This is a genomic window from Pseudomonas sp. TWR2-1-1 (genome assembly GCF_049897045.1).
In the GTDB taxonomy this organism is placed as follows: domain Bacteria; phylum Pseudomonadota; class Gammaproteobacteria; order Pseudomonadales; family Pseudomonadaceae; genus Aquipseudomonas; species Aquipseudomonas versuta.
Window position 1 is genome coordinate 1 of record NZ_JAFCVM010000009.1, and the last position, 25267, is coordinate 25267.

The 25267-nt window shown below is 60.4% G+C and carries 21 protein-coding genes; 13 read left to right on the forward strand and 8 right to left on the reverse strand.

What is annotated here, in order from left to right; all coding sequences use genetic code 11:
• Together ACP7BO_RS20395 and ACP7BO_RS20400 are read right to left on the reverse strand one after the other, a co-directional pair.
• Positions 1–1902: hypothetical protein (locus tag ACP7BO_RS20395; RefSeq protein WP_426212366.1), on the reverse strand; the 1902-nt coding region annotated here is incomplete at its 3' end.
• Between the two features lie 173 nt (positions 1903–2075).
• Complete coding sequence (locus ACP7BO_RS20400; RefSeq protein ID WP_397456509.1) at positions 2076–3119, reverse strand: LacI family DNA-binding transcriptional regulator; 1044 nt, start codon at positions 3117–3119, stop codon at positions 2076–2078.
• A gap of 153 nt (positions 3120–3272) precedes the next feature.
• On the opposite strand from ACP7BO_RS20400, the gene ACP7BO_RS20405 reads away from it, so the two are divergent.
• Genes ACP7BO_RS20405 through ACP7BO_RS20420 form a run of 4 tightly spaced genes read left to right on the forward strand, consistent with a single transcriptional unit; the run spans position 3273 to position 6832 of the window.
• Complete coding sequence (locus ACP7BO_RS20405; protein WP_426212368.1) at positions 3273–4352, forward strand: fatty acid desaturase family protein; 1080 nt, start codon at positions 3273–3275, stop codon at positions 4350–4352.
• A gap of 29 nt (positions 4353–4381) precedes the next feature.
• Positions 4382–4702, forward strand: coding sequence for a MocE family 2Fe-2S type ferredoxin (locus ACP7BO_RS20410; protein WP_060691805.1), 321 nt, complete (start codon positions 4382–4384; stop codon positions 4700–4702).
• A 17-nt stretch (positions 4703–4719) separates the two neighbouring features.
• Positions 4720–5961: an NAD(P)/FAD-dependent oxidoreductase gene (locus ACP7BO_RS20415; protein WP_426212370.1), complete on the forward strand. Its 1242-nt coding sequence runs from the start codon at positions 4720–4722 to the stop codon at positions 5959–5961.
• Position 5962: 1 nt separating this feature from the next.
• Positions 5963–6832 carry a sugar phosphate isomerase/epimerase family protein gene (locus tag ACP7BO_RS20420; RefSeq protein ID WP_426212372.1) on the forward strand — a complete coding sequence of 290 codons (870 nt, stop codon included), beginning with the start codon at positions 5963–5965 and terminating at the stop codon, positions 6830–6832.
• Here the strand turns inward: ACP7BO_RS20420 and ACP7BO_RS20425 are convergent.
• Complete coding sequence (locus tag ACP7BO_RS20425; protein WP_426212374.1) at positions 6750–7991, reverse strand: MFS transporter; 1242 nt, start codon at positions 7989–7991, stop codon at positions 6750–6752. The genes ACP7BO_RS20420 and ACP7BO_RS20425 overlap by 83 nt on opposite strands.
• A 598-nt stretch (positions 7992–8589) precedes the next feature.
• Here ACP7BO_RS20425 and ACP7BO_RS20430 point away from each other — a divergent pair.
• The 3 genes from ACP7BO_RS20430 (at position 8590) to ACP7BO_RS20440 (ending at position 12151) form a co-directional block, all read left to right on the forward strand.
• Positions 8590–9921: an MFS transporter gene (locus ACP7BO_RS20430; RefSeq protein ID WP_426212376.1), complete on the forward strand. Its 1332-nt coding sequence runs from the start codon at positions 8590–8592 to the stop codon at positions 9919–9921.
• A gap of 157 nt (positions 9922–10078) precedes the next feature.
• Complete coding sequence (locus ACP7BO_RS20435; protein ID WP_426212378.1) at positions 10079–11305, forward strand: OprD family porin; 1227 nt, start codon at positions 10079–10081, stop codon at positions 11303–11305.
• Positions 11306–11437: 132 nt separating this feature from the next.
• Positions 11438–12151, forward strand: a complete 714-nt coding sequence (locus ACP7BO_RS20440) for a GntR family transcriptional regulator (RefSeq protein ID WP_073510124.1) — start codon at positions 11438–11440, stop codon at positions 12149–12151.
• A 2-nt stretch (positions 12152–12153) separates the two neighbouring features.
• On the opposite strand, the gene ACP7BO_RS20445 is transcribed toward ACP7BO_RS20440, so the two are convergent.
• Together ACP7BO_RS20445 and ACP7BO_RS20450 are read right to left on the reverse strand one after the other, a co-directional pair.
• Positions 12154–13104, reverse strand: coding sequence for a PDR/VanB family oxidoreductase (locus ACP7BO_RS20445; protein WP_397456515.1), 951 nt, complete (start codon positions 13102–13104; stop codon positions 12154–12156).
• Between the two features lie 58 nt (positions 13105–13162).
• Positions 13163–14221 carry a Rieske 2Fe-2S domain-containing protein gene (locus tag ACP7BO_RS20450; RefSeq protein WP_426212381.1) on the reverse strand — a complete coding sequence of 353 codons (1059 nt, stop codon included), beginning with the start codon at positions 14219–14221 and terminating at the stop codon, positions 13163–13165.
• A 279-nt stretch (positions 14222–14500) separates the two neighbouring features.
• Here ACP7BO_RS20450 and ACP7BO_RS20455 point away from each other — a divergent pair, with 279 nt between their 5' ends.
• Positions 14501–15664 (forward strand): metallophosphoesterase, encoded by a 1164-nt coding sequence (locus tag ACP7BO_RS20455; RefSeq protein ID WP_426212383.1) that lies wholly within the window; start codon positions 14501–14503, stop codon positions 15662–15664.
• A gap of 480 nt (positions 15665–16144) precedes the next feature.
• Positions 16145–17329, forward strand: coding sequence for a sugar transporter (locus tag ACP7BO_RS20460; RefSeq protein ID WP_397456518.1), 1185 nt, complete (start codon positions 16145–16147; stop codon positions 17327–17329).
• A 48-nt stretch (positions 17330–17377) separates the two neighbouring features.
• Here ACP7BO_RS20460 and mntP read toward each other — a convergent pair whose 3' ends face one another.
• The 3 genes from mntP to ACP7BO_RS20475 all read right to left on the reverse strand — a co-directional run bounded on the left by mntP (position 17378) and on the right by ACP7BO_RS20475 (position 20572).
• Positions 17378–17947, reverse strand: coding sequence for a manganese efflux pump MntP (mntP, locus tag ACP7BO_RS20465; protein ID WP_397456519.1), 570 nt, complete (start codon positions 17945–17947; stop codon positions 17378–17380).
• A gap of 628 nt (positions 17948–18575) precedes the next feature.
• Positions 18576–19319: a response regulator transcription factor gene (locus tag ACP7BO_RS20470; protein ID WP_397456520.1), complete on the reverse strand. Its 744-nt coding sequence runs from the start codon at positions 19317–19319 to the stop codon at positions 18576–18578.
• A gap of 14 nt (positions 19320–19333) precedes the next feature.
• A complete protein-coding gene (locus ACP7BO_RS20475; RefSeq protein WP_397456521.1) occupies positions 19334–20572 on the reverse strand; it encodes a GAF domain-containing sensor histidine kinase in 1239 nt (412 codons plus the stop codon).
• 233 nt (positions 20573–20805) lie between these two features.
• Between ACP7BO_RS20475 and ACP7BO_RS20480 the strand changes: the two genes are divergently transcribed.
• From ACP7BO_RS20480 to ACP7BO_RS20495, 4 genes are read left to right on the forward strand one after another with little or no spacing between them, the layout of a single operon-like run.
• Positions 20806–21828 carry an ABC transporter substrate-binding protein gene (locus ACP7BO_RS20480; RefSeq protein ID WP_060691835.1) on the forward strand — a complete coding sequence of 341 codons (1023 nt, stop codon included), beginning with the start codon at positions 20806–20808 and terminating at the stop codon, positions 21826–21828.
• A 24-nt stretch (positions 21829–21852) separates the two neighbouring features.
• Positions 21853–23307, forward strand: a complete 1455-nt coding sequence (locus ACP7BO_RS20485) for a sugar ABC transporter ATP-binding protein (protein WP_426212387.1) — start codon at positions 21853–21855, stop codon at positions 23305–23307.
• The gene (locus ACP7BO_RS20490; protein ID WP_426212389.1) at positions 23304–24308 is read left to right on the forward strand and encodes an ABC transporter permease; all 1005 of its coding nucleotides are present in this window, start codon (positions 23304–23306) and stop codon (positions 24306–24308) included. Before ACP7BO_RS20485 ends, ACP7BO_RS20490 begins: the two co-directional genes overlap by 4 nt.
• Complete coding sequence (locus ACP7BO_RS20495; protein ID WP_060691841.1) at positions 24305–25267, forward strand: ABC transporter permease; 963 nt, start codon at positions 24305–24307, stop codon at positions 25265–25267. Before ACP7BO_RS20490 ends, ACP7BO_RS20495 begins: the two co-directional genes overlap by 4 nt.

The window sequence follows — 25267 nt, forward strand, 5'->3', positions numbered from 1 at the left end:
TACACGGCCCAGGGCATCGTGGGCAAAGGCGATGCGCATTTGTTCATCGGTCTGCTCGGTGACCATCAGGCCCGAGTACAGATCCTGCGAGGATTGGGAGACAGATGAGTGCCCGTCGTGCCCAGTGACCGTTACGTTTTCCTGCAGTACGGCACGCTCAATCGACCGAGCCCCTCGCGCTTGAGTGAGCATGTAGCTGTAGGTTCGGGTCGTGCTTTTACCCTGCACAGTCTCGGTTTCACTCAACATGCGAGCGTGATGGGGCGAGGCCGGATCAACGATAAAGGTCTGGCCGGAATGCACCAGTTCAGTCAGGTTTTCACCTTCAACCAGCAACAAGCGTTCTTCACTGCTCTGGACGAAAGTCGGCAACGCAAATGCTGGAGCATCCTGACGCACGGGCAATGATTGATAACGGTATCGGGTCTGTTTGACCGGGCCCACGCTGCCGGGTGGCGGGCTTGCGGTGCGACTTTTCAGACGGGTGATGCGCCCCAGCGGATCGGCCGGACAGTTCTCGGTCTCACCACTGACCGGGTAATACTCCGACTCTTCAATGCCACCCAATGCATTGCGGTGCCAAACAGGATTGCCCAAGTCGTCGTAGCGGGTTTCTTCTTCTGTGCTCAGTTCACGCAGCACCCGCTGACCATCCAGGTGCGCCTTGCGAGTGATGACCTTGTGCGGAAACTGGAAGTAAGGCACTTGCCGGGCAATGGGTAGCCAGGGTTCATCGTAATAGGTGGTCTGGGTTTCCTGCAGCGTCTGGCCCTGCAACGTGCGTTCGCGGGTCAGCAGATGGAAACGGTTAAAGGTGCGCGACACTGTTTGCAAAACAGTCCCCCGGGCATCCATCAGGGTTTCGGTGGAGCCGTATAGGAAATCGCCGCCCCCTGTGAGGTGGTAAAGATTGTCCTCACGGTTGCGCCACTGCCGCACTACCGGCCAGCCGAAGTAATTGTTGGAACCATAAAGGCCGTAGTCATAACGAATCAGCTGCACCGGCTGGCCGTCGCCCGGATCCTTGCGGGTCTGGCTGACTACCGGCATTCGTGGGAACGGTGCACCCGCAGGCAGGTACAAACCGTTGGCCTCGCTGTAGGTCACTTCCTCGGTGCTGCCGGTGGGCTGGGTGCATTTGCTCAACAGCAACAACCCCGAGCTCGCAGTGCTGTAGTCAAATTGCCAGCCATTGTCGGGAAGCCCGTCCACCGTCACCCGGCGCAACTGCCCGGAGATGCGCTGAAAAGTCATCACCATCCGCGAAGGGGTGTCCGGCTGCAGGGTCAGATGGGTTTGCAAACCTTCGTAGGAAAGCCCCACCACGGTTCGACCCTGGGCATCGCTGACCTTTTGCAAGTAAGCGGCGTTACCGATGGAGCGCCAGTCAAAACTCAGGGCACTGCCATCGGCCCCCACCAGGGTGCTGACCACCCACAGGCTCGGGTGCCCGGCCAACGGAATCAGACGCTCGGAGGTACCGTCGTTATGCCGCACCCACATCTCCTGGCGCTGCACCGTGACCGTCACCACCGGCAAGCGAACGTCCGGGAAGCGCATGCTCTGACCAACAATCTCCCCACGAAAACGCTCGCCGGAATTGAGCTGCAACTGCTGACTGGCCCCGTCCCAGGACGTAGTGCCGAGCATCCAGCCCAGACCAAAGCCCTGATCCTCGGTCATCAAGGGGCTGTAGCCGAGGCGCAATTGGCTGATGGGCCCGCGTAAATCGTTGGCGGCCCCGGTAGGCAGGGTTACCGAGGCCGAAAACATACCGGTACGCGGATCGACCCCGGCACTGATGCTGCTCATGAAGTTGTAGGCGCCGGAATAAACATCGCCAGTGCTAAACAGGCTGGCGGCGGACTGGATTGCGGGGGTGTGCTCAGATGGTTCAAGCATGTTTGCTACTCCGTGGTTCGCTGAAAAGGAGTGGCAAAATAGAAGCGCTGACTTATGGGAAACAATGAGCAAGGGCTGTAGGTGTCTTCGTGACAAAAAGCTGCACGAATACCGCTAAGGCACACCTGCAAAGCTCTCTGGATGTCGCACCTTGGTTGCTCGCGATGGGCGCGTCACAGGTTCTCGCTGGTGACGATCTGCAACGGCACATGGATGCGGTGACGCAACGGATCAAACTGCGGCGCGGTTTGCAGTTCTACCAGCAAGTCCATCAGCGCCGCCGCAATCAGCTTCGGCTGGGAGTCCACCACCAGGCTGATCAACCCCTGTTTGAGCGCCTGATGCGACAGTTCGGTGGATTCCGGCAGGATGCTGCACAGACCCGGGCGCCCGGGCTGTTGTGCCAGCGCGCGGATGATGCCGTCGCCACCGCCACCCACCACGCACAGGCCGCGTAAATCGGTATGCCGGGCCAGCAGGTCGAGCGCCGCTTCTTCGGTCACTTCATTGTTGTCCATATTGATCAGCGGGTTGAGCAGTTTGAGCCCCGGAGCGTGTTGCGCCAGGTAGCTGCGCAAGCCATCGATCCGCGCCTGATGCCCCTGGAACCGGTGCCCGCCCAGCATCACGCCGATGCTGCCCTTGCGTGCGCTGCAGGTGTGCGCCAGCAACCAGCCCATGGTGCGCCCCACCTTGTGATTGTCGACGCCGACGTAGGCCTCGTGCCCTTGCTCATGAATGTCGGACAGCAGCGCAATGACCGGCACGCCGGCTTCGCGGATCTGGGCAAGGCAGGCGTTGATCTGCGGGTGGGTGAAGCTGACCACCGCCAGGCCATCGTATTGCACGGCCATGTGCTCGATTTGCGCCACGATGGCGGCCGGGCTGCGGTCGACTATGTACTCGAAGTGGCAGCTCAGGTTGGCCTCGAGCTGGCGTCGGGCGGCCTCGGTAATGGCCGCTGCCAGGTTGCCGTAGAACGCTTGGGCGGTGCCCAGCAACAGAATGCCGAAGCGATAAGCGGGGCGCCGCTCGCGGATGCGCTGGCCAATCAGGCGGGCGGCGAAATAGCCGACCGCTTCGGCGGCCTGGAACACCTGTTCGGCAGTGTCCGGATTGACCGGCGCCCGGGCGTTGAGCACCCGGTCTACGGTGGCCACACTCAGCCCCGCATGGGCGGCGACAGTGGCGATAGTCGGGCGTTTATTGTTGTTCATGATCAGCCCTGAAGGAGGCCTTGATAGAAAACTATCAAGCTGCACTGGGGCTCGATGATAGCTTGAAAGGGAATCTATTCAAGGCATTGAGGGCCATGGCATGGCTGCTTATATTTTCCCCAGAACAATAAACAAGCCTGCGGAGAACCTTCCATGTCTCAATCCAGTTCAACCGAACGCCGCGACTATCGATTGACCGGCCCCGAAGCTGCGCGGGCCGCCAACAAAGGCCTGGTCTCGGCCAGTTGGTATCAATGCCCGATTTCCCGTAAACGCCTCAAGGAGCTGATGCAGCGCCGCGACGGCCCGGCCCTGCGCGACACCGCATTGTGGGGGCTGGCTTTGCTGGTGACCGGGTTCGGCGGCTACTGGTTCTGGGGTTCCTGGGCCTGCGTTCCGTTCTTTATGGCCTATGGGGTGCTGTATGGCACTGCCTCCAATGCGCGCTGGCATGAAATGGGCCATGGCACGGCATTCAAAACCCGCTGGATGAACGACGCGGTGTATCAGGTAGCGAGCTTCATGTGCCTGTTCGAACCCCATGTCAGGCGCTGGAGCCATACCCGTCATCACACTGACACCATCGTCGTGGGGCGCGATCCGGAAATCGTCGAGCCGCGTCCGCCAAGTCTGGTACGTATGGCCCTGAGCCTGTTCAACCTGCCCCATGGGTTCAATACCTTGCGTTCGGTATTTCGCCATGCAGCCGGGCAGATGGATGATGAAGAGAAGACCTATATTCCCGAATCCGAATGGCCGGGGGTGGTGCGTACAGCGCGGATCTGGCTGGTGATTTACGCACTGGTGATCGGCCTGGCGCTGTATCAGCACAGTTGGTTGCCATTGATGTTTATCGGCCTGCCGAGCCTGTATGGCGCGTGGCTGTCTTACCTGTTCGGGCTGTCGCAGCATGTGGGGCTGGCCGAGGACTCGCTGGATCACCGCAGCAACTGCCGCACGATTTACATGAACCCGCTGCTGCGCTTTATCTACATGAACATGAACTATCACCTCGAGCATCACATGTACCCGATGGTGCCTTACCACGCACTGGCGCAGTTGCATGAGGAAATCCGCCACGACTGCCCGCCGCCGTATCCCGATCTGCTTGGCGCCTTCAAGGAAATCATTCCGGCCATCCTGCGCCAGCGCAAAGACCCGGGTTATTTCATTCGTCGCCCCACAGGGCCACGCGCTGATGCTGCACCTCAAAGCCAGGCTGTGACCGGCTGATCGCAACCACAACGACAAGAGAGAAGATCATGAGCGAGCAATGGATCGACGTCTGCGCCGTGGACGATATAGATGAAGAAGATGTGATGCGCTTTGACCATGGCCCGCACACCTATGCCGTGTACCGGTCAGCCGAGAGCGAGTTTTTCGCCACTGCCGGCCTGTGCACCCACGAGTCCATCCACCTGGCCGACGGGCTGGTGATGGACCACGTTATCGAGTGCCCCAAGCATAACGGACGCTTTGATTACCGCTCGGGCAAGGCGCTGGGTGCTCCTGTCTGCGTCAACCTCAAGACCTATCCGGTGCGGGTCGAGGCCGGTCGTTTGTTTCTTGCCGTACCGGCTTGAGAGCAGGGAGCCAGACCATGAATACAGCCAACGCTCCACTGGTGATTATCGGTGCCGGGCATGCCGGCGGGCGTGCGGCCCTGACCTTACGCAGCGAGGGATACGGCGGGCGGCTGATCCTGATCGGCGACGAAGCTCATGCACCTTATGAACGGCCTCCGCTGTCCAAGGGGTTGCTGCAAGGCAGCACCGATCTGGCGGGTTGTAGCCTGTGCGACAGCACCCGGCTGGATGAGCTGGAAATCGAGCACTGGACCGCCAGGCCGGTGCAGTCTCTGGCGCCGCAACAGCACCGGCTACAACTGGCCGATGGCAGCTGGTTGCCCTATGGGCGGTTGTTGCTGGCAACCGGCGGCCGGGCACGGCGCCTGTCCAATGTGCCGGAGCATATGAGCAATGTGTTGTATTTGCGCACCCACGATGAAGCCCTGGCCCTGCGCGGCGGCTTGCACCCCGGCGCCCGGGTGGTGATTGTCGGCGGCGGCTTTATTGGCCTGGAAGTGGCTGCCACGGCACGGGCCCTGGGCTGCAATGTGACCCTGCTTGAAGCGGGGCCGCGCCTGGCCGGGCGGGTGCTGCCCGAGCGCTTGTCTGGCGTATTGCTGGACCTGCATCGGGCCCGGGGTGTTGACGTGCGCCTGAACGTGGCCATTGAAGCGGTGCTGGGTAGCGAGCGTGCCGAGGCCGTGCAATTGGTCGACGGCCAGCGCCTGCCCTGTGATCTGCTGGTAGTGGGCATCGGCATGCAACCCAACGTCGAACTGGCCAGGGCTGCCGGGCTGGAGGTGGGGCAGGGCATCCGGGTCGATGCCCGGTTGCAGACCAGTGCGCCGGACATCTTTGCGGCGGGTGATGTGTGTGAATTCCGTTTGCACGCGCAAGGTCCGTACCAGCGTCAGGAAACCTGGCGCAATGCCGAACATCAGGGCCATCACGCGGCTCTCAATCTGCTGGGCGCCGAACTGCCCTTCGACAGCATTCCGGGGTTCTGGTCCGATCACTATGACTGGGGTTTGCAAACCTGCGGCCAGATCAGCAGCGCCGCACCTTCTGCCCTGCGGGTGACAGCAGACGGCGGCTTTCTGATGTTTTACCTCGATGCCGAGCAACATTTGCAAGGTGCCTGCAGCTGGGGCCAGGGCACCAGCTTGGCCCGGGACATCAAACTCTGCGAACGCCTGATCGCCAGCCGCACAGTGCTGCTGGTGCCTGGACTGATGGACGCCAATGTGTCGCTCAAACAACTGTTGAGGAACTGATATGCGTGAATTTCTGGTGTTTCAGTCCCTCTGGGCCATGCAGGACCACAACGGTCAAACCGACCAGCCTCTGGAAGCCCAGCTGGATAAAATAGTGGCCGCCGGGTTTGATGGCGTCACCGATCACTTTTGGCTGCCACAGCCTGCTGCGCGCCTGCACCAGGCAGCCAGAGACCGGGGGTTACAGATCGAAGGCCAGGTATTTCCGCGTTCGGTGGATGATCTGGCGGCAGCGCTCGACGTGGCCACCCAATACGGTTGCCATCACCTGACGCTACAGGCCGATGTGCGCCCGCGCAGCCTGTCGCAGGCGGTCAAACTGGCCGAAGGCTGGCAGCGGCTGGCCGAGCAGGTGGACTTTCCCGTATTGCTGGAAACCCATCGTTATCGCCTGACCAACGATCTGTTCTTTACCCTCGATCTGCTGGCCGAAATGCCGGCTCTCAAGCTGCTGGCGGACTTGTCCCACTACGTGGTGGGGCGCGAACTGCCGGTGCAGGCCAGCGCCGAAGACGACGCCATGATCCACACCATTTTGCGTAACAGTTGGGGCTTTCACGGCCGTGTCGCCTGTAGCGAACAGGTGCAGGTTCCCATCAGCTTCGCCCAGCATCAGCCCTGGTTGCAGCGCTTTTTGGGCTGGTGGCAGTACGGCATAGAGGACTGGCTGGCCCGCACGGACACGCCGCAGAGCCTGTCCTTTACCTGTGAGCTGGGCCCGCCGCCCTATGCCATTACCGGGGCGGACGGGCGCGATATCAGTGATCGCTGGGCCGAAGCCCTGATGCTCAAGACGCTGATGCGCGAGGTTTGGCAGGGCTGCCGCGCTCGTTCAGAGCAAGGCGTCGCCACAGCAACCGGCCGAGGGTAATCGACCAGTTACACAGGGCAATCAGCAGAATGACTGAGAGCAGGGCCGGGATGCCGTAGTTGACGATCACGTGCCCGGCCAGCCATGGAAAGCCGAACACCCCGACAAAGTACGCCAGGCTGAACAGCACCAGCGACTGCGCCGTGTGCCCGGCGGGGGCTTCGTTGGCGGCCAGGCCATTGATCACCGAGTAGGTCAGGCCGTATCCGACACCCAGGGTCATCGCGGCCAGCAAGTAAGTGCTGGCCGAACTGACGCAGAACATGAACATCAACACCGAGGCTACGATCATGGCCGTCAGAATGCAGGCCATCACGTAGGGGTCGCGCTTGACGATAAAGCCTGCGATCAACAGCCGGCACGAGATGGCTGCGCCCATGAATCCGAGGAAGAACAGTGAGTAATCCAGATGATTGAGGCTGGCGTAAGACGTTTGAAAACTCGACAGCCCGCCGAAGATTGCACCGCCCAGGCCGACCATGACAATCGCGAATACAGCCTTTGAGCGCAGCACCAGGCGCGCGGCCGGCAGGGTGATTTTGCACACACTGACGGGGCCGACGGCGGCGCTCTGGCGTTTGATTTTCGGGCCGATCAGCACAAACACCAGGCCGCCCAGCAGGCTGGCAACGGTAGCCACTACAAAGGCCGATTCCACTGGATACCCCAGTGCCTGGGCCGCGCGACCTGTCAGGGGGCCGCTACCGATGCCGCTCATCATGCTGCCAGACAGCAGGGCGAAGTATTTAACCCGGCGCGCAGGCTCAATCATCATCGCCACGATGATCGGCCCCAGGGTGTAAAACACCCCCCAGCCAAAGCCCAGCAGCAAGCCGGATACCAGCACCGCAACGCCATAGGCCGGAACCGTTGCGAAGCCCAGGCACGCTGCCGCCAGCAGCACGGCGCCAGCGGCAATCGCCTTTGGTGCACCGAACAGATCGGTCAGATGCCCGGAAAAAATCACCGCGCCAAAGGTACTGAGCATGGCCAGCGAAATGATCGTGCCGGCATCGGACTCGCTGCCGCCGTGGGCGCTGAGCACCATGGCCAATAAAAACGTGGTGCCGTAAGACACTGACAGTAAGTAACTGCCCAGGCAGAAGAGGCCGAACACACCATGGGTTGGCGACGGGGCAGCGGATGCAGTGGATGGCATTCAGGGTGTTCCTTGGGGTTCGGTTTTTGTTGTACGTAAGCGTCGAACCTTAATAGCAGACAGCAGCGCGAAGTCAGGTTGCAAACCTTTGGATCCTGACATCGCCAAGCTCTAAACAAAGCGGGTTTCTTAACCTCTGACACCACCTTTATCGGCTGCGATCTAACCAGTGGTTCAGGTTTAGTGGATCCAATGGGCTGGGGTGCAGGCCTGAAAACCTGGCGATATCGCCCTTGGCCCCGAATATAAGGAGATTGGTCGATAATCGCACGCTAATCGTGAGGATTTTGGCTTTGTTTAAGCGATTGAAAAGTATAGTAAATATTGATTTATGTTTTCAGGAAAGGCCGTTTTTATGAAGTAAATTCAGTCAATACACGGTCCCCTCATATTGCCTGTGGATCCATTAACGGGTTGACTAGCGCAAGGTGATGGCAGGACCCCCTCCTGAGCGTCACCCATAAAAACTACAAAAAAAGGGTCTCGTCATGAATGGCTTATCCAGGGCACAGAACTGCCTGAGTTCTGCTGACTTTACATCTGTGTGCACTACCGTTTTTTTCGTGGTCCCGGTCTTTAGCGACACGGAGGCACAGCCATGTCTATGGGTCTGAAAGCCGCCGTGGATAACGGTCCGATGAGTCGCTTTCAGTTGCTGGCGATCGGTATTTGCATTGTGTTGAACATGATTGACGGGTTTGACGTGCTGGTGATGGCGTTCACGGCGGCTTCGGTATCGGCCGAGTGGGCACTCAACGGTGCGCAGATCGGTTTGCTGCTCAGTGCCGGTTTGTTCGGTATGGCCGCAGGTTCCTTGTTTATCGCGCCCTGGGCTGACCGCATCGGTCGTCGGCCTTTGATCCTGTTGTGTCTGGTGATCTCGGGCACCGGCATGCTGCTTTCAGCCATGAGTCAGAGCCCCGTGCAACTGGCTTTGTTGCGCGGTCTGACGGGGCTTGGGATTGGCGGGATTCTGGCGAGCAGCAACGTGATTGCCAGTGAATATGCGAGCAAGCGCTGGCGCGGCCTGGCGGTCAGTCTGCAGTCCACCGGCTATGCACTTGGGGCAACGCTGGGCGGCTTGCTGGCGGTCTGGTTGCTGACCCGTTGGGGCTGGCGTTCGGTGTTTGTGTTCGGCGGGCTGGTCACCTTTGCAGTGATTCCGCTGGTGCTGTTGTGGCTGCCCGAGTCGCTGGATTTTCTGCTGGCGCGCCGTCCGGTCACCGCTTTGCAACGCATCAACCGGCTGGCCCGGCGTTTGGGGCAGCCGGCCCTGAGTCAAATGCCGCCGGTGGTCGCAAGTGCGTCCGGCAGCCGTAATGCCCTTGGTGCTCTGCTGGGGCCTGCAATGCGTCGTACCACGCTGGTGATCTGGCTGTTGTTCTTCCTGGTGATGTTCGGCTTCTACTTTGTGATGAGCTGGACCCCCAAGTTGCTGGTGTCTGCCGGGCTTTCCGCGCAACAGGGGATTACCGGGGGTGTACTGCTGAGTGTTGGCGGGATCTTCGGTGCGGCATTGATTGGCGGCTTGTCATCGCGCTGGCCGCTGGCCCGGGTGCTCTCGCTATTCATGCTGGTTACCGCCGGTTTGCTGGTGCTGTTTGTCGGCTCGGCGTCTTCGGTGATGGCTGCCCTGGGGCTGGGATTGCTGATCGGGTTGTTTTCCAACGGCTGTGTTGCCGGCCTCTATGCACTGTCGCCGGTGGTGTATGACGCCTCCGTGCGGGCGACGGGGGTGGGCTGGGGCATCGGGATTGGCCGTATCGGCGCCATTGTGTCGCCAGTCGCTGCCGGGTTTTTGCTGGACGCCGGCTGGCAGCCGCTGCACTTGTACGGGGTGTTTGCCATCGTATTTGTGGTCGCAGCGGGCTGCCTGTTGCTGCTCAAGCCTTCGACCGTGCAGGCGCAGCCGGTGCTGGCGTCGGCTTGATCCTGTTTTATCTGTAGGAGCGAGCTTGCTCGCGAGCTTTTCAATCGCACACGGCTCGCGAGCAAGCTCGCTCCTACAGTTCTAAATAACAATAAAAACGGGCGGGCTGTATCGGCTTCGGGGAGCGGCTGCGCCCGATAATCGGAGAACAATAATAATGAAGATGATGATTGGCTTGCTCTCGTTGACCTTTTGCGCCTCGGCGCTGGCGCAGCAAGAGGGTTTCTTTGAAGGGTCGAGCACCGACTTGCTGCTGCGCAATTACTATTTCAATCGTGACTTCCGTGATCCGGGCGCCACTAAAAGCAAGGTGGATGAGTGGGCGCAGGGTTTTATTCTCAAGTTCAACTCGGGCTACACCCCGGGGCCGGTGGGCTTTGGTCTGGAGGGGATAGCCATGTTCGGGGTCAAGCTGGACAGCAGCCGGCTGGCCAGCGGGTCGGAGTTGCTGCCGGTACATGATGACGGTCGCGCCGCTGACAATTTCGGCCGTGCCGGGGTGGCGGCGAAGGCGCGTTTTTCCGCTACTGAGTTGAAGCTCGGTGAGCTGCTGCCGGATGTTCCAGTGTTGCGCTACGACGATGGTCGCCTGCTGCCGCAGACTTTCCGCGGTGCCATGCTGGTCTCCAAAGAAATCGAAGGGTTGGGGTTGCAGGCGGGTCAGTACAGATCCGTCAGCTTGCGCAACTCTTCGGATATGCAGGACCTCTCGGCCTGGGCTGCGCCGGGGGTCACCTCCGACCGCTTCAATTACGCGGGGGCCGAGTACCGTTTCAATCAGCAGCGCACCCAGGTGGGGCTGTGGCATTCGCAGCTGGAAGATATCTACCAGCAAAGCTATTTCAATCTGCTGCACAAACAGCCGGTGGGCGACTGGGTGCTGGGGGCCAATCTTGGCTACTTCATTGACAGGGACGATGGCAGTGCCCGCATCGGCAAGGTCAGCAGCCACACGGCCTATGGCCTTTTTTCGGCAGCAACCGGCGGCCATACCGTGTATCTGGGCTTGCAGCGGGTGAGTGGGGACACCGGTTGGATGTCGGTGTACGGCAGCAGTGGCCGTACCCTGGGCAACGATATGTTCAACGGTAACTTCAGCAATGCCGATGAACGTTCCTGGCAGGCGCGCTATGACTACAACTTTGCCGCACTGGGAGTGCCGGGGTTGCTGGCCATGGTCCGTTATGGTCATGGTGACAACGCTACCACCAAGCAGGGCACCAACGGCAAGGAGTGGGAGCGTGATACCGAGGTCAGTTACACCTTTCAGAGCGGTGCCCTGAAAAACCTCGGCCTGCGCATCAATAACGCCACCAACCGGCGCAGCTTCAACAGCGACTTTGACCAGACCCGGGTGATCGTGAGTTACCCATTGTCGATATAACCTCGACAGGCCCGTAGGAGCGAGCTTGCTCGCGAGCTCTTCATCACGCAAAGCTCGCGAGCACGCTCGCTCCTACGGGTTTTTGGGTGTGCCTGTTACTATGACCGCCCCTGTTTTCTGGAAGTTGTCTGGATGAGCAAGCCCGGTCAATTAGTGCTGATCGCACTGCGCAAAATGATTGCCTCAGGCGAACTGGCCGCAGGCGAACGCCTGATGGAAATCCCTACCGCTGAATTGTTCGGTGTGTCCCGGATGCCGGTGCGCATGGCGTTTCGCACCCTGGAGCAGGAAGGCTTGCTGGTGCGTTTTGGCGGTCGCGGCTTTCAGGTGCGCTCGGTGAGTGCCGATGATATTGCCGGTGCGGTCGAGGTGCGCGGTGTGCTGGAAGGGTTGGCGGCACGCCAGACCGCCGAGCGCGGGCTGTCGGCCGAAGGGCGCAAGGTCCTCGAACTGTGCCTGATGCAAGGCGATGAGCTGTTCGAAAAGGGCTTTGTGACCGAGGACGATCTCGAGATCTATCACGATCTCAACATGCGTTTTCATCAGGTGATTGTCGAGGGTAGCCATAACCCGGCGATTGCCGATGCGCTGGCGCGCAATGATCACTTGCCGTTTGCTTCGGTGACCGCGTTGGCGGTCGATCGCAAGGACATGGTGCGCGAGTACCGGCGCTTCAACTACGCGCACATGCAGCATCATTCGGTGTTCGATGCCCTGGTCAGTGGCCAGGGTGCCCGCGCCGAAGCCATCATGCGCGAGCACGCCAACGCGACCTTGCGTTACGCCGAAATCTTTGGCTCGGCAGTGGCCAGTGAGCGGATGAAAGTGATTCACCGCCCGGACTGAGTTTAGATATCCAGCACCAGCAGCGGCGATTTCGAGCGTGAGCAGCAGGGAGTGAACTGATCGTTGCAGGCTTGCTCCTGCTCGGTGAGGAACATGTCGCGGTGATCCGGCACGCCTTCAAGTACGCGGGTCAGGCAAGTTCCGCAGACGCCCTGTTCGCAAGACATGGGGATGTCGATGCCATGGCTTTCCAGGACCTGGACCACGGTTTTGTCGGCCGGAATCTCGAAGACCTGGCCGCTGCTGCCCAGCCTGACTGAAAAGCTGCCGTCGTTGCTGCTGTCCATGGGGGCTGCGGCGAAGTACTCGCGGTGCAGCGCCGCTTCCTCCCAGCCCTGGGCCCGGGCGCTGTCCAGAATGTGCTGCATGAAGCCCCCCGGGCCGCATACATAGAGGTGAGTGTCGTGCTGCGGGTCGGCCAGTACCCGGGCGGCGTTCAGGGCGGTTTCGGCCTGTTCGTCGAAGTGCAGAAACACCCGGTCTGCAAAAGGCGAATTGCGCAGGCGCTCAACAAAGGCGGCGCGTGCACTGGAGCGGGCGCAGTAATGCAGTTCGAAATCTGCACCGCTATGGGCCAGGCGCTCGGCCATGCACAGAATCGGGGTAATCCCGATCCCGCCGGCGAACAGCAGGCTGCGGCGGGCATCGCGGGTCAACGCGAACAGATTGCGCGGCTCGCTGATGCGCAGGCGATCGCCGGGCTTGATCTGTTCGTGCAAGCGTTGCGAACCGCCCCGTGAAGCCGGGTCCTTGAGCACGCCGATCACATAACGATGGCGCTCGTCGGGATGGTTGCACAAGGAGTACTGACGGATCAGCCCGCCGGGCAGATGCACATCAATATGCGCGCCGGCGCTGAACCCGGGCAGGGCGCTGTCATCGACACTGGCCAGCTCATAGCTGCAGATGTCTTGCGCTTCGTTTTTGCGTGAAATCACCACCACATCAATCATGCCGGTTCCTTGTTCTTATGAGGGGGCTGGCACGCCAGCGAGTGCCGAGCGCGGGTGTTTACTGTGCGCTGGCGATCAGTTGCGGTTCGGGGGAGCGTTCGCTGGCGATGATGCGCTCCAGTACCCGGCGTGACTGCACACCGCCTGAGTCGATATTGAGTTTGAGCAGGGCGCGGTGTGGATGGTCCAGCAGGTTTTGTTGCTGGCGCTCGAGCATTTCCAGGTCTTCGCTGAAAATCTGCCCCTGACCTTCGCGGATCGTATCGGTGAGGGTCTGGTCCCGGGGGTTGAAGTTGCGCGCCATGCCCCAGAAGTACCAGATCGAGGTTTCGGTTTCGGGGGTGATGAAGTCGACCACGATGCTCGACGCCTTGAACTCGGGGGCTGCGTGATAGCCGCCTTTGCCCGCGTGGGCCACGCCCACTTCAATCAGTACATGGCTGGGCGGTGAAAAGCGGCAAATCTGCCAGCGATCCACGGGCACGTCGTCAGCCAGGCCATTGCCGCGCAATGCCATGCGCCAGAAGGGTGGAGGCATGATGTTTTCCATGTGCCGCGCAGTGACCACCTCATGGCCTTCGACGGTGGTGGTCGGGGCAACTTCGTCGATTTCTTTCTGGCCGATGCTGGAGGCGTGGACGTAGGTCTCGTGGGTCAGGTCCATCAGGTTGTCGATCATCAGGCGATAATCGCAATTGATATGAAACAGCCCGCCGCCGTAGGCCCATTCATCGCTGACAGCCCATTCCAGATGATGGATCAGTGCGGGGTCGGCCAGGTCCTGATCGCCGGGCCAGACCCAGATAAAGCCATAGCGCTCGACCGCGGCGTAGGTTTTGTTGCACGGAAAACCGCGAACCCGTTGCCCGGGCATCTCGACGGTCTTGCCGTCGCAGCCCATGACCAGGCCGTGATAGCCGCAGACCAGATTGCCGTTACCGACATACCCCAATGACAGCGGAGCGCCGCGATGGGGGCAAAAGTCCTCGACCGCGGCAACCCGGTTTTCTCCGGCGCGATAGAAGACGATTTTTTCACCACAAATTTGCCGGCCCAGGGGTTTGTCTGCAATTTCATCGGGGGTGCACGCGACGTACCAGGTGTTTTTTGGGTACATGACCAATCTCCAGATCAGGTGTTATTGCTTTTATGGATCCATTAAGAATCAACCTGGGCTGTCTGGTCAATGTAGTCTGCCGTTAATAGCCGATTATCGAACGGATAATCTTTTGTTTTGGGTTTAATGGATCCATTGGGCGGCTTTCAGGTCTTGGATACATTCTGTAAGCATTGCCGTTTGCACTGATACGACCGGGTTGTCAGGCTCGCGTGCAAATCGGTCTCGCCTGCGCCAGAGTGCGCGAGTCAGACGTATAGGCTTATGGCAGGGGTAAACATGTTTCATATCATCACCGCGTTCATTGCTCTTTATGTGATCTGGCGTTTTGTCTGGCCGCTCCCGATGAGCAAGGCCTGCAGGTCCGGTTTGGGCGTTGTGCTGCTATTGATCGCCGAGCACCACCTTGTCACCCGTACCTTCTTTGGCAGCATGGCGTCGCCCGAAGTGCCGGGTGAGGTGCTTGTGGTGTTGGGGTGGGCATTTGCCAGCCTGATACTGCTGGCGCTGCTGTTGTTGGTTCGGGATCTGGCGGGTATTGCGGTCTGGCCGCTGTCGCGTAGAACCGCTCGGGCCTTGCTGGGCGGGCGACGTCTGGGGATTGCCCTTGGCCTGATCAGCATGGGCTTGGCGGCTGTCGGGGTGTGGCAGGCGATTCGCGTGCCTGAGGTCAAGACCATGGAGATCGTCTTGCCGAGCCTGCCTGAAGAACTCGACGGGTTGCGCATTGTGCAGCTCACCGACCTGCATGCCAGCCGACTGTTGCAGGCACCCTGGCTCCAGGCTGTGGTGGACAAGACCAATGCACTGAAACCTGATCTGATCCTGATCACCGGAGACCTGGTGGACGGTTCGCCCCAGGCCAGGGTCGAGGATGTTCAACCGCTCAAAAACCTGCGCGCCCGCCATGGTGTGTTTGCCATCCCGGGCAACCACGAATACTACGTCGACTACGTGCACTGGTTGCCGGCCTTTGAGCACCTGGGTTTGCATATGCTGCTCAACGACCATGAGCGGATCACTCATAACGGGCGTGACCTGATACTGGCCGGGGTCACCGACAAAGCGGCGCAACCGTTCAAACTGCCGGAGCCGGATATCTTCAAGGCCCTCAAAGGTGTCCCGGCGGGTGATCCTGTCATATTGCTCAGCCATCGACCGGGCGGTGCGCTGGCCAACGCGGGGCAGGGTGTTGACCTGCAATTGTCGGGGCATACCCATGGCGGGCAGATACTGGGTCCGCATGTAATTGCAAAGTGGGCCAATGAAGGCTTTGTCTCGGGGCTGTATCAAGTGGACGGCATGAAACTTTATGTGAGTAACGGCACAGGGTTGTGGAACGGTTTCCCGGTTCGACTGGGTCGGCCTTCAGAAATCACCGAGATAGTGTTGCGTGCGCCGAAGGTGCAGCCGGGGGCATCCGTTACAGGCCCAGGGTTGTAGTCGCTGACGAGGCGCGAGGCTGGGATCAGGCAAGGCACGTAGCCCTTCATCCTTGATGTACCTGACACACCAGGGATGGACGGTTTGCGACGGCTGCGCCGTCGATCGCAGCCTCGCATAGCTCGTCAGCGACTACAGGGTCGTTTTTCCGGCATGTGATGGGCCTGCGGGTCGCTTCGGATATTGAGTGGTCGCAGCAGCACCGTCTTTTAAAGCACAAGCCGGCAACAACACCTAACCTTGATCCTGAGCCGGGCACTGCAAATACCTGACTGAACTACCCCCCTCGGGTGCGGCCATATGTCTCGGTTTTGAATTTCGATGTGCTCCAACTGTCACTGAATAAGTCTATAGAATGCGCCCCTGTGGTTCGGGCCCGAAGCTTCCAGATGGCGCCTGTTGTGTATGCAACATGGCGCATCAGGGAAGGTCGGATCCCGGGCCTGTCATACCATCGCTAGCGAGTAGTTCACCCCTTAAATGAGCAACCCCACTTCTGCATCCCAGGCTAACTGGCAACCGGTCATCGCACTGGCACTGGCCGCGTTCGTGTTCAATACCACCGAATTTGTCCCGGTCGGGCTGCTGAGCGCGATCGGCGCCAGCTTCGACATGACCACGGCCAGCGTCGGGCTGATGCTCACGATTTATGCGTGGGTGGTGTCGCTGGCCTCGCTGCCCATCATGTTGCTGACGCGAAATGTCGAGCGCCGCAAGCTGCTGCTCATCCTGTTCGGGCTGTTTATCGTCAGTCATGTGCTGTCGAGCCTGGCCACCAACTTCGGCATTTTATTACTCAGCCGAATAGGGGTAGCGTTGTCTCACGCCCTGTTCTGGTCCATTACCGCCTCCCTGGCCGTGCGTCTGGCCCCAGAGGGCAAGCAGGTTCAAGCCTTGGGTCTGCTGGCCACCGGTACCTCGCTGGCGATGGTGCTGGGGGTGCCGCTGGGCCGTTTGCTGGGTGAAGCCATGGGCTGGCGCACCACGTTTATTGTGATTGCCGGGCTGGCCGGTTTGCTGGTGTTCTGGTTGACCCGCACGCTACCACTGTTGCCGAGCCAGAACTCGGGCTCGCTCAGAAGCCTGCCGATCCTGTTCAAGCGTCCGGCGCTGGTGGCGATCTATGTGCTGACGGCGGTGGTGGTGACTGCGCAATTCACGGCTTACAGCTACATCGAACCCTTCGTCCAGGGCGTTGCCGGCATGAGTGGCAGCATGGTGACGTTGATCCTGTTGCTGTTCGGCGGTGCCGGAATTATTGGCTCCCTGTGCTTCAGCTGGTTCCACAAGCACAATCCGCAGCGTTTCTTGCTGGGGGCAGTTGGCTTGCTGACGTTTTGCCTGTTGTTGCTGCTGCCTGCCAGCGGCTGGATTGAGTCCCTGGGGGTGCTGAGCATTTTCTGGGGCATGGCGATCATGGGCTTCGGCCTGGCGTTGCAGTCCAAGGTACTGACGCTGGCGCCAGATGCTACAGATGTGGCGATGGCGATGTTTTCGGGGATTTACAACATCGGTATCGGTGGCGGTGCATTGCTGGGCAGTTATGTTGGCGGCCATCTCGGTTTTGCCTGGATCGGCCTGGTGGGCGGGGCGCTGGCTGGCCTGGCGCTGGCCTTTTACAGCTGGTCGCTGTATCGCATCAACCGTACTGCCACGCCGGATTGATTAGCACGGGTATCTGACGCAACGCCTGCGTCAGATCCCGGCGAGGTTTTAAACAGCGCTCAGGTGTTCATAGAGGATCGTTGCACCAACGATAATCAGCACCACGCCACCGACGATTTCCGCGCGCTTGCCCACCAGACTGCCGAGTGCTCGCCCCAGCATGGTGCCGATGATCACCATGGTCATGGTAGCCAGACCGATGGCCCCGGCGGCCATCCAGATATTCACGTCGACAAATGCCAGACCAACCCCGACCGCCAGTGCGTCGATGCTGGTGGCGATGGCGGTGATCACCAGAATCCAGAATGAGTGCTGCGACGGTTTTTCTTCGGCTTCTTCTTCATCGGGTTTGACCCCGTTGTAGATCATGTACAGGCCCAGGCCCAGCAACAGGGTGAAGGCGATCCAGTGATCCCATTGGGTGACGTAGCTGCTGGCGGCGTTGCCGATGGCCCAGCCGATCACCGGGGTAATGGCTTCAATCACGCCGAAGATAAGGCCGGTACGCAGGGCTTCTGTGAAACGTGGTTTGTGCAGGCTGGAGCCTTTGCCGATGGCTGCCGCGAAGGCATCTGTCGACATGGCGAAAGCGAGGAGAATCAGGGCAATCGGGTTCATGTTTATTATCCAGTCGGGCTCAAGACAACGGCATAACACTGTGCGCCCGACTTCAGCACAGGTATGTCGTTGGTCTCGCAAATCCTGACGGATGCCATGGCCACGGCAGGTTGCCGAGAATGTTGACCAGAGCGCCGCCACACGTGTGACGGCCAGCTACTCCCCAAAGAGGCGCGCAGAATAGCAGCTGAATGTGAAAAAAACGTGAAATCCTTTGTTGCCGCTACTTCTGTAGGAGCGAGCTTGCTCGCGAGCTGTTGGCTGGTCGAAAAGCTCGCGAGCAAGCTCGCTCCTACAGGTTTCGGTTCGCATGGGCCATTTCTGTAATTTGATCTAGGCCTGTTTCAGGGCCGTGCGGTGCAGGAATTTGGGTGGCCGCGCCAGGTTGATCACCTCTGTAGGAGCGAGCTTGTCTCGCGAGCTGTTGGCTGGTTGAAAAGCTCGCGAGGCAAGCTCGCTCCTACAGGTTTCGGTTCGCAGGGGCCATTTCTGTAATTTTATCTAGGCCTGTTTCAGGGCCGTGCGGTGCAGGATTTTGGGTAGCCGCGCCAGGTTGATCACCTCTGTAGGAGCGAGCTTGCTCGCGAGCTGTTGGCTGGTCGAAAAGCTCGTTCCTACAGGTTGCGGTTCAATGCCGCAGGTAGTTGAAGCGCGGGTCTTTGAGCCATTCCTGCAATTCGATCTCGGCTTGCTCCAGGGCCGTGCGGTTCAGCAGTTTGCGTAGCAGGGCCACGTTGACTGCTCTTGAGCGCAGGTTGAAGGCCGGGGTGCTGTCGCTGTCGGTCGAGGGCTGGCGTACGCCGAGCTTTTCATACAGTTGCTGCAGGCGGTTTTGCACGCTGCGCAACGACAGGTTGCGACGTTGGGCGATGATCCGGTCTGTCAGGCCCAGGGCGATGTCCTGCAACACTTCGTATTCGGTATCGGTCAGGCCGAGCAACTGGTTCTGGCTCTTTTGCTGCACACCGCGCACTTCGCGATCGATCACGCATTGCTGCTCGATAAACAGGCTGCGCAGCGCCAGACGCAGGCGATCCTCGCTAGCGGTCTTGAGGATGTAGCCGTACGCCGCACCCTCGGGAACGATGCGTGAGATGCCCCGCACGTAGGCTTCGTCGGCATAGTTGGACCAGAACATGATTGAGGTGTGCGGGCGCTCGCGCCAGATCGCCCGTGCGGCTTCGACCCCGGTGCGCTTGGGCATTTGCAGGTCCATGACCACCGAGGTAACGGCAAATTCATGGGCCAGACGCTCGCCGGCCAGACCGTCTTCGGCTTCATGCAGGCGCTCGCATTCCGGCAGCGCGACCTCGATCACTTCCCTGAAAAAGGCGCGATGCACCGGGTCGTCTTCGATCAACAGGATTTCCATGGTGTTTTCTCTACCTATTCGGCCTGCGCTGGCAGTGGCAGGCTGACTTGCACGCAGGTGCCTTTGTCATCCGGACCTTTCTCGATCTGTACCTGCGCGCCAAGCAGTTGTGCGCGTATGCGCATGTTTTTAATACCGCCGGTTTCCAGTCGACTGACGCTGTCCAGCCCGGGGCCGTCGTCAACAATGGTCAGCTGCAAGTGGCTGCCGGAGGCGGTGATTTCGACGATTATCACATTCGGTGCCGCATGCTTGATCGCATTATTGACCGCTTCCTGAATGATCCGGAACAAGGCGATCTGCTGGGGTTCGGCCAGGTCGTTGGCCAGCCCGCCGGTGTTGTCACGCAGGCGCGTGACAATGTTTAAACCGCTGTTGCGAACGCTGCGCAGCAGCAGGTCTTCGAGCCCTTCGACAAAACCGAACAGCTGCAACACGGTAGGTTTGACCGCATCAATGATAAGTCTTAGTTCCTGCATGCTTTCTTGCAGGGCCTGGCCGACCGGGACCAATTCTGCCGCCGGGATCTGCTCCAGCAGTTGCAGGCGGGCAATACGCCGGTGCAGGCGGGTCATGTCGGCCAGGGTCTGGTCGTGCAGGTCCATGCCGATGCGCTGTCGCTCGTTTTCCAGTTCTTCGGTCAGGCGCAGCACACCCAGGCGCAGGCCTTCTTCGCGGGCCCGGATCTGCGCTTCGGCGATTGCCAGGTGCTTGGCCTGTTCGGTCTGGCGCAGGGCATATAGATAAGACGCCAGCAAATCGGCTACATGCTGGGTGTGGCGCACATCATCGAGGGTGTAGAAGTTGGCAGCGTGGGTTGAGCAACTCAGGGCGCCGATCACTTCTCCCCGGGCACGCAACGGGACGTGCAGGCGGCTGCGTAAATTGGCATCGAAAATCGGGTGATTGAGCGCACCGGGGAACTGGAAGCGTTGGTCATTCATCGCATCATCGCTGAGGATATACGGCTCCATCCCCAGCAACAGCGCGCGGATGGGGCTGCGGGCAATCTCCAGCGGATGAAATGCAAAATCGCTCCAGGAGGTGTGCAAACCCGTTTCGTAGGCCGACAGGTGACTGTCGTCATCCAGCAGCAGGCTGACGTCAAGATGATCGTGGGGCAGGATAAAACGGATCTCTTCGGAGACCGCTTCGATCATTGACTGAAAGTCCAGGCGCCCGGCCAGCGCGCGGGAAATCCCGAGAAAATGATGCAATACGTTTTCAGCTGCAATGGGGACTCTTTGGCTCATGTGCTGCAATCCGTCAGAGGCGCACCCGCTGGCGGCCCGATACCCGAGTATGACCCAAAGCAGCGTCCGGTCAGGGGCAATAACCCTGCACATTTACGCGTTTCTTTTGCGGGTTCCCGCAGGTTATTTGCGCGCAAAGGGTATCAAGTGTGCATCAACGCCCCAGACAGAGGCCCGTGGCCCGATCAGACTGAGGGTGTCAATTAGCCCACAAAAATAACAAGGGTCATGTCATGGAACGTCACACGCTGCGTTGCGCCTTATTGTCCACTGCCTTGCTGATTACCCCCTTCATGCACGCCCAGGCCGACACGGCCGACAAAACCATCGCGCTGTCCAATAACTACGCCGGTAACTCCTGGCGCCAGAGCATGCTCAACAGCTGGCAGCAGACCACTGATCAGGCGGTCAAGGCCGGGATCATTGCCGGTGCGGACTCCTTCACCACGGGTGAAAACCAGGCCACCGAGCAGGCGGCGCAGATCCAGAATCTGATCTTGCAGGGCTACAACGCCATCGTGATCAATGCGGCTTCGCCCACGGCACTCAACGGTGCGGTCAAACAGGCCTGCGATGCGGGAATTGTTGTGGTGTCTTTCGACGGCATCGTCACTGAACCCTGCGCCTACAGAATTTCCATGGATTTCAAAAAAAGCGGCATGGATGGCATGGACTATCTGGCCAAGCGCTTCCCCGACGGCGCCAATGTGCTTGAAGTGCGCGGCCTGGCCGGGGTCTCGGTTGACGAGATGATTCACTCCGGGGTCGTTGCCGGCGCGAGCAAGCACCCGCAGTTGAAGGTCGTGGGCTCGGTCAACGGCAACTGGTCGCAGACCGCGGCCCAAAAAGCGGTGGCAGGTATCTTGCCCAGCTTGCCAAAAATCGACGCGGTGGTGACCCAGGGGGATGACGGCTTCGGTGTGGCCCAGGCCTTCACTGCAGCGGGCCGGCCACTGCCTGTGATCATTTTCGGTAACCGCGAAGAAGAACTGGCGTGGTGGAAAAAACAGACAGACGCCAACGGCTACGAGTCGTTCTCGATCTCCAGCGCGCCGAGCATCTCCAGCCTGTCGTTCTGGGTCGCCCAACAATTGCTCGACGGCAAACAGTTGCCCCATGACCTGCTGTCGCCCGCGATCAGCGTCACCCAGGACACCCTCGAAAGCTCGCTCAAAGGTTTGGAGAAGGGCGGGATCGTCAGTCACGTCTACAGCGTCGACGACGTTGCGCAACTGAAGAGCCCTGCACCTCAATAAGCGTGGCCGGTCGAGGAGAGCGCAATGACTGTTACTCAAGCAGCGCTGGTTGACCTCAAGGGGGTCGGCAAGCGTTTTGGCGCCGTGCGCGCATTAAATGATGTAGATCTGATGTTTCACTCCGGCGAGTGTCTGGGGCTGATCGGCCATAACGGCGCGGGCAAGTCGACCCTGATGCATATTCTGGCGGGGACGCTGGGAGCCGATAGCGGCGCGGTGCTGATGGGCGGTGCGGATGTGCGCAGTGGCTACTCGGTACAGGTGGCCCGGCAACACGGGATTCGCTGCGTGTTTCAGGAACTGTCGCTGTGCCCCAACCTGACCGTGGCCGAAAATACCCGGTTGATGTGCCCCGGCCTGCGCGGCTTTGGCTGGCGGCGCAAGGCGGGGGCATTGATTGTGGCCACTCTGGATAGCATTTTTCCGGGCCACGGGATCAGCCCGGGCGATGTGGTGGCGGATTTGCCCATCGGTCAGCGGCAAATGGTCGAAATCGCCCGTGCTTTTACCTGTGTGGATGAGCATCTGGCGCTGGTGATTCTCGATGAACCCACCTCGTCGCTGGATGCGCGAGTCGCCGAACAATTGCTGCGCCACGTGCGGCGCTACGTCGAGAGTGGCGGCTGCGTGGTGCTGATCAGCCACATTCTGGGCGAGATGCTCGCCACCTGTGACCGCATTGCGGTCATGAGCGATGGCTGTGTGGTCGAGGTGCGGGCTGCCAGTGCTTTCACCCACGCCTCACTGGTGGAGTGCATGGGCACGGTGAGCAAACCCCAGGATCAGGCACAGGCCTTTATTTCCAGGCGCAACGGGCAGACCCCGGTGGTGGAGCAGTTGCCGGCACGCCAGCAGAACGGGCAGACAGTGGCCGCCTGGCCCGGTGAGATCGTCGGTCTGGCCGGGCTTGCCAGCCAGGGCCAGAGCCAATTGCTGGTGCAGTTGCTGCGCGAGCGGGTTGCCAGCGGGCAGCGGGTGGCCATGGTGGCAGGCGACCGGCAGACCGACGGGGTGTTCAGTTTGTGGTCCATTGCCGAGAACATCACCATCAGCTCTCTGGCGGCGCTCAGGCACGGGGTGTTGATCGACCCGCAGGCAGAACAGGCGATGGCGGCCAAGTGGCAGCAGCGGATGAACATCCGCACCCCGGACATGAATAATCCGATTCTGTCGCTCTCCGGCGGCAATCAGCAAAAGGCCCTGTTTGCCCGGGCACTGGCCAGTGACAGCGAGCTGATTCTGATGGACGACCCCATGCGCGGGGTCGATGTGGGCACCAAGCGCGAGGTCTACGCCATCATCAAGGAAGAGGCGGCCCGCGGGCGCACCTTCATCTGGTACTCCACCGAACTTGAAGAGCTCAACCACTGTGATCACATCTACGTGTTTCGCAACGGTCAGGCCGTGGCAGACATGCCGCGCAATGAACTGAGCGAAGCGCAAATCCTGCGCAGTTCCTTTCAGGAGGAGGTGGCATGAACGCGCCTCAACCCATGACGTTAAAAACTCCAGCTGCGCCCAATGTTCCGGGATCGGCAACCGGGGCGGTGAATCGCGCCCGCTGGTTGCGCAACGCCTTGCCCGCCATTTCTCTGGTGGTGCTGCTGGTGACGATTTTCATCATGCAGCCGCGGGCCATGAGTTACATGGGCATGAACCTGATGCTCAACCTGGCAGTGCCGATTGCCCTGGCCACCATCGCGCAGATGTTGATCATCACGGTCAACGACCTTGATCTGTCGCTGGGCAGTTTCATCAGCTTTGTGGCCTGCGTGGCCGCTACCTTGCTCAACGACCACCCGCTGCTGGGAGGCCTGGTGCTGGTGGGCTGCATCGGGGTTTACGCGTTGCTCGGGGCGCTGATTCACACTCGCCGGTTACCGGCCATTGTGGTGACCCTGGGCATGTCGTTCATCTGGGTCGGCGGCGCGGTGCTATTGCTGCCCGCACCCGGCGGCAGTGCGCCGCAATGGTTGCAGGCTCTGGTCAAAATCAAGACCCCGGTACTGCCGTTCGCCATTGTGGTGTGCGTGGTACTGGCCGCGGCGGTGCACCTGTTTTTGATGCGTTCCAGGTTTGGCGTGGTCTTGCGTGGCGCCGGCGGTAACCCGCTGGCGATGGCCAAGGCTGGCTGGTCGCTGTTGCGGATCAAGGTCACGCTGTATGCCCTGGCGGGAGGCTTCGGTGTGCTTTCCGGGTTGTTCCTGGTGGGCCTGACCACCTCGGCCGACGCCAACATGGCGTTGCGTTACACCTTGCTGTCGATTGCCGGAGTGATTCTGGGCGGTGGTGAATTTACCGGCGGCCGGGTATCCCCCGTCGGTGCCGTGCTGGGGGCGTTGACGCTGGTGCTGGCCGGGTCACTGCTGTCGTTTATCCGCATATCCCCCGACTGGCAGATCGGTGCCCAGGGCGCGATTTTGATCCTGGTGCTGGCCCTGCGCACGGCCGTCAACCGTCTGGAGGTACGTCCGGTATGAACCTGCCCATTGCTCTGAACCGTATTCGCAGCAAACCCTGGTTGTGGTCGTTTCTGGCGGCCTTGCTGGTATGGCTGGCCACCCTGGCGTTTACCGCCGGTGAGGGCGCGGGTGCGCTGACCTCCAGTGCGCTGTCGTTCTCGGCATTTTTTGTCATCGTCGGCGTGGGGCAGATGTTTGTCATCACCACCGGCCCCGGCAATATCGACCTGTCGATTCCGGCCAATATCGCCCTCAGCGGTGCGGTCGGCATGAAGTTGATGGACAGCCAGAACGGCCTGATTGCCTTGGGTGTGGCCGGGGTGCTGGGGGTTGGCGTGCTGGTGGGGTGCGCCAATTACGCGCTGATCCGCCTGCTGCGCATCCCGCCGATCATCGCCACCTTGTCGGCAAGCTTTCTGTTGCAGTCCATGGCCATTGCCTACGGGCGCAGCGTGCGGATCGCGCCGCCGGAGCTGTTCTACCAGTTCTCTACCGGCAAGTGGCTGGGCATTCCTTATCTGGCGCTGGCCGTCGCCTTGCTTACGGTACTCGCCGGTTACCTGTTGACGCGCACCCGCTATGGACGCTGGACCCTGGCCATCGGCCAGAACATGCGTGCTGCCGAACTGGCCGGCGTACGGGTCGAGCGGGTGCGCTGGGCCACCTATGTGCTGAGTGCGGTGTTTGCCAGTGTCTGCGGGGTGCTGCTGGCCGGGTTTTCCGGAGGCGCGTCCCTGAGCATGGGCGAGGAATACTTGCTGGCATCGATTGCGGTGGTGGTGATTGGCGGCACGTCGGTAGCGGGCGGGTTTTCCAACGTGCCGGGCCTGTGGGGCGCGGCACTGTTTCTTTACTTGCTGGTGAGCATGCTCAACACCTTTGGCGCCAGCGCCGGTGTGCGGCTGATCCTCACCGGCGTCATCATAATCGCGGTAATTGCCGCCGTCAGCGGGCGCAAGACGCTGCGCAGCCTTTGA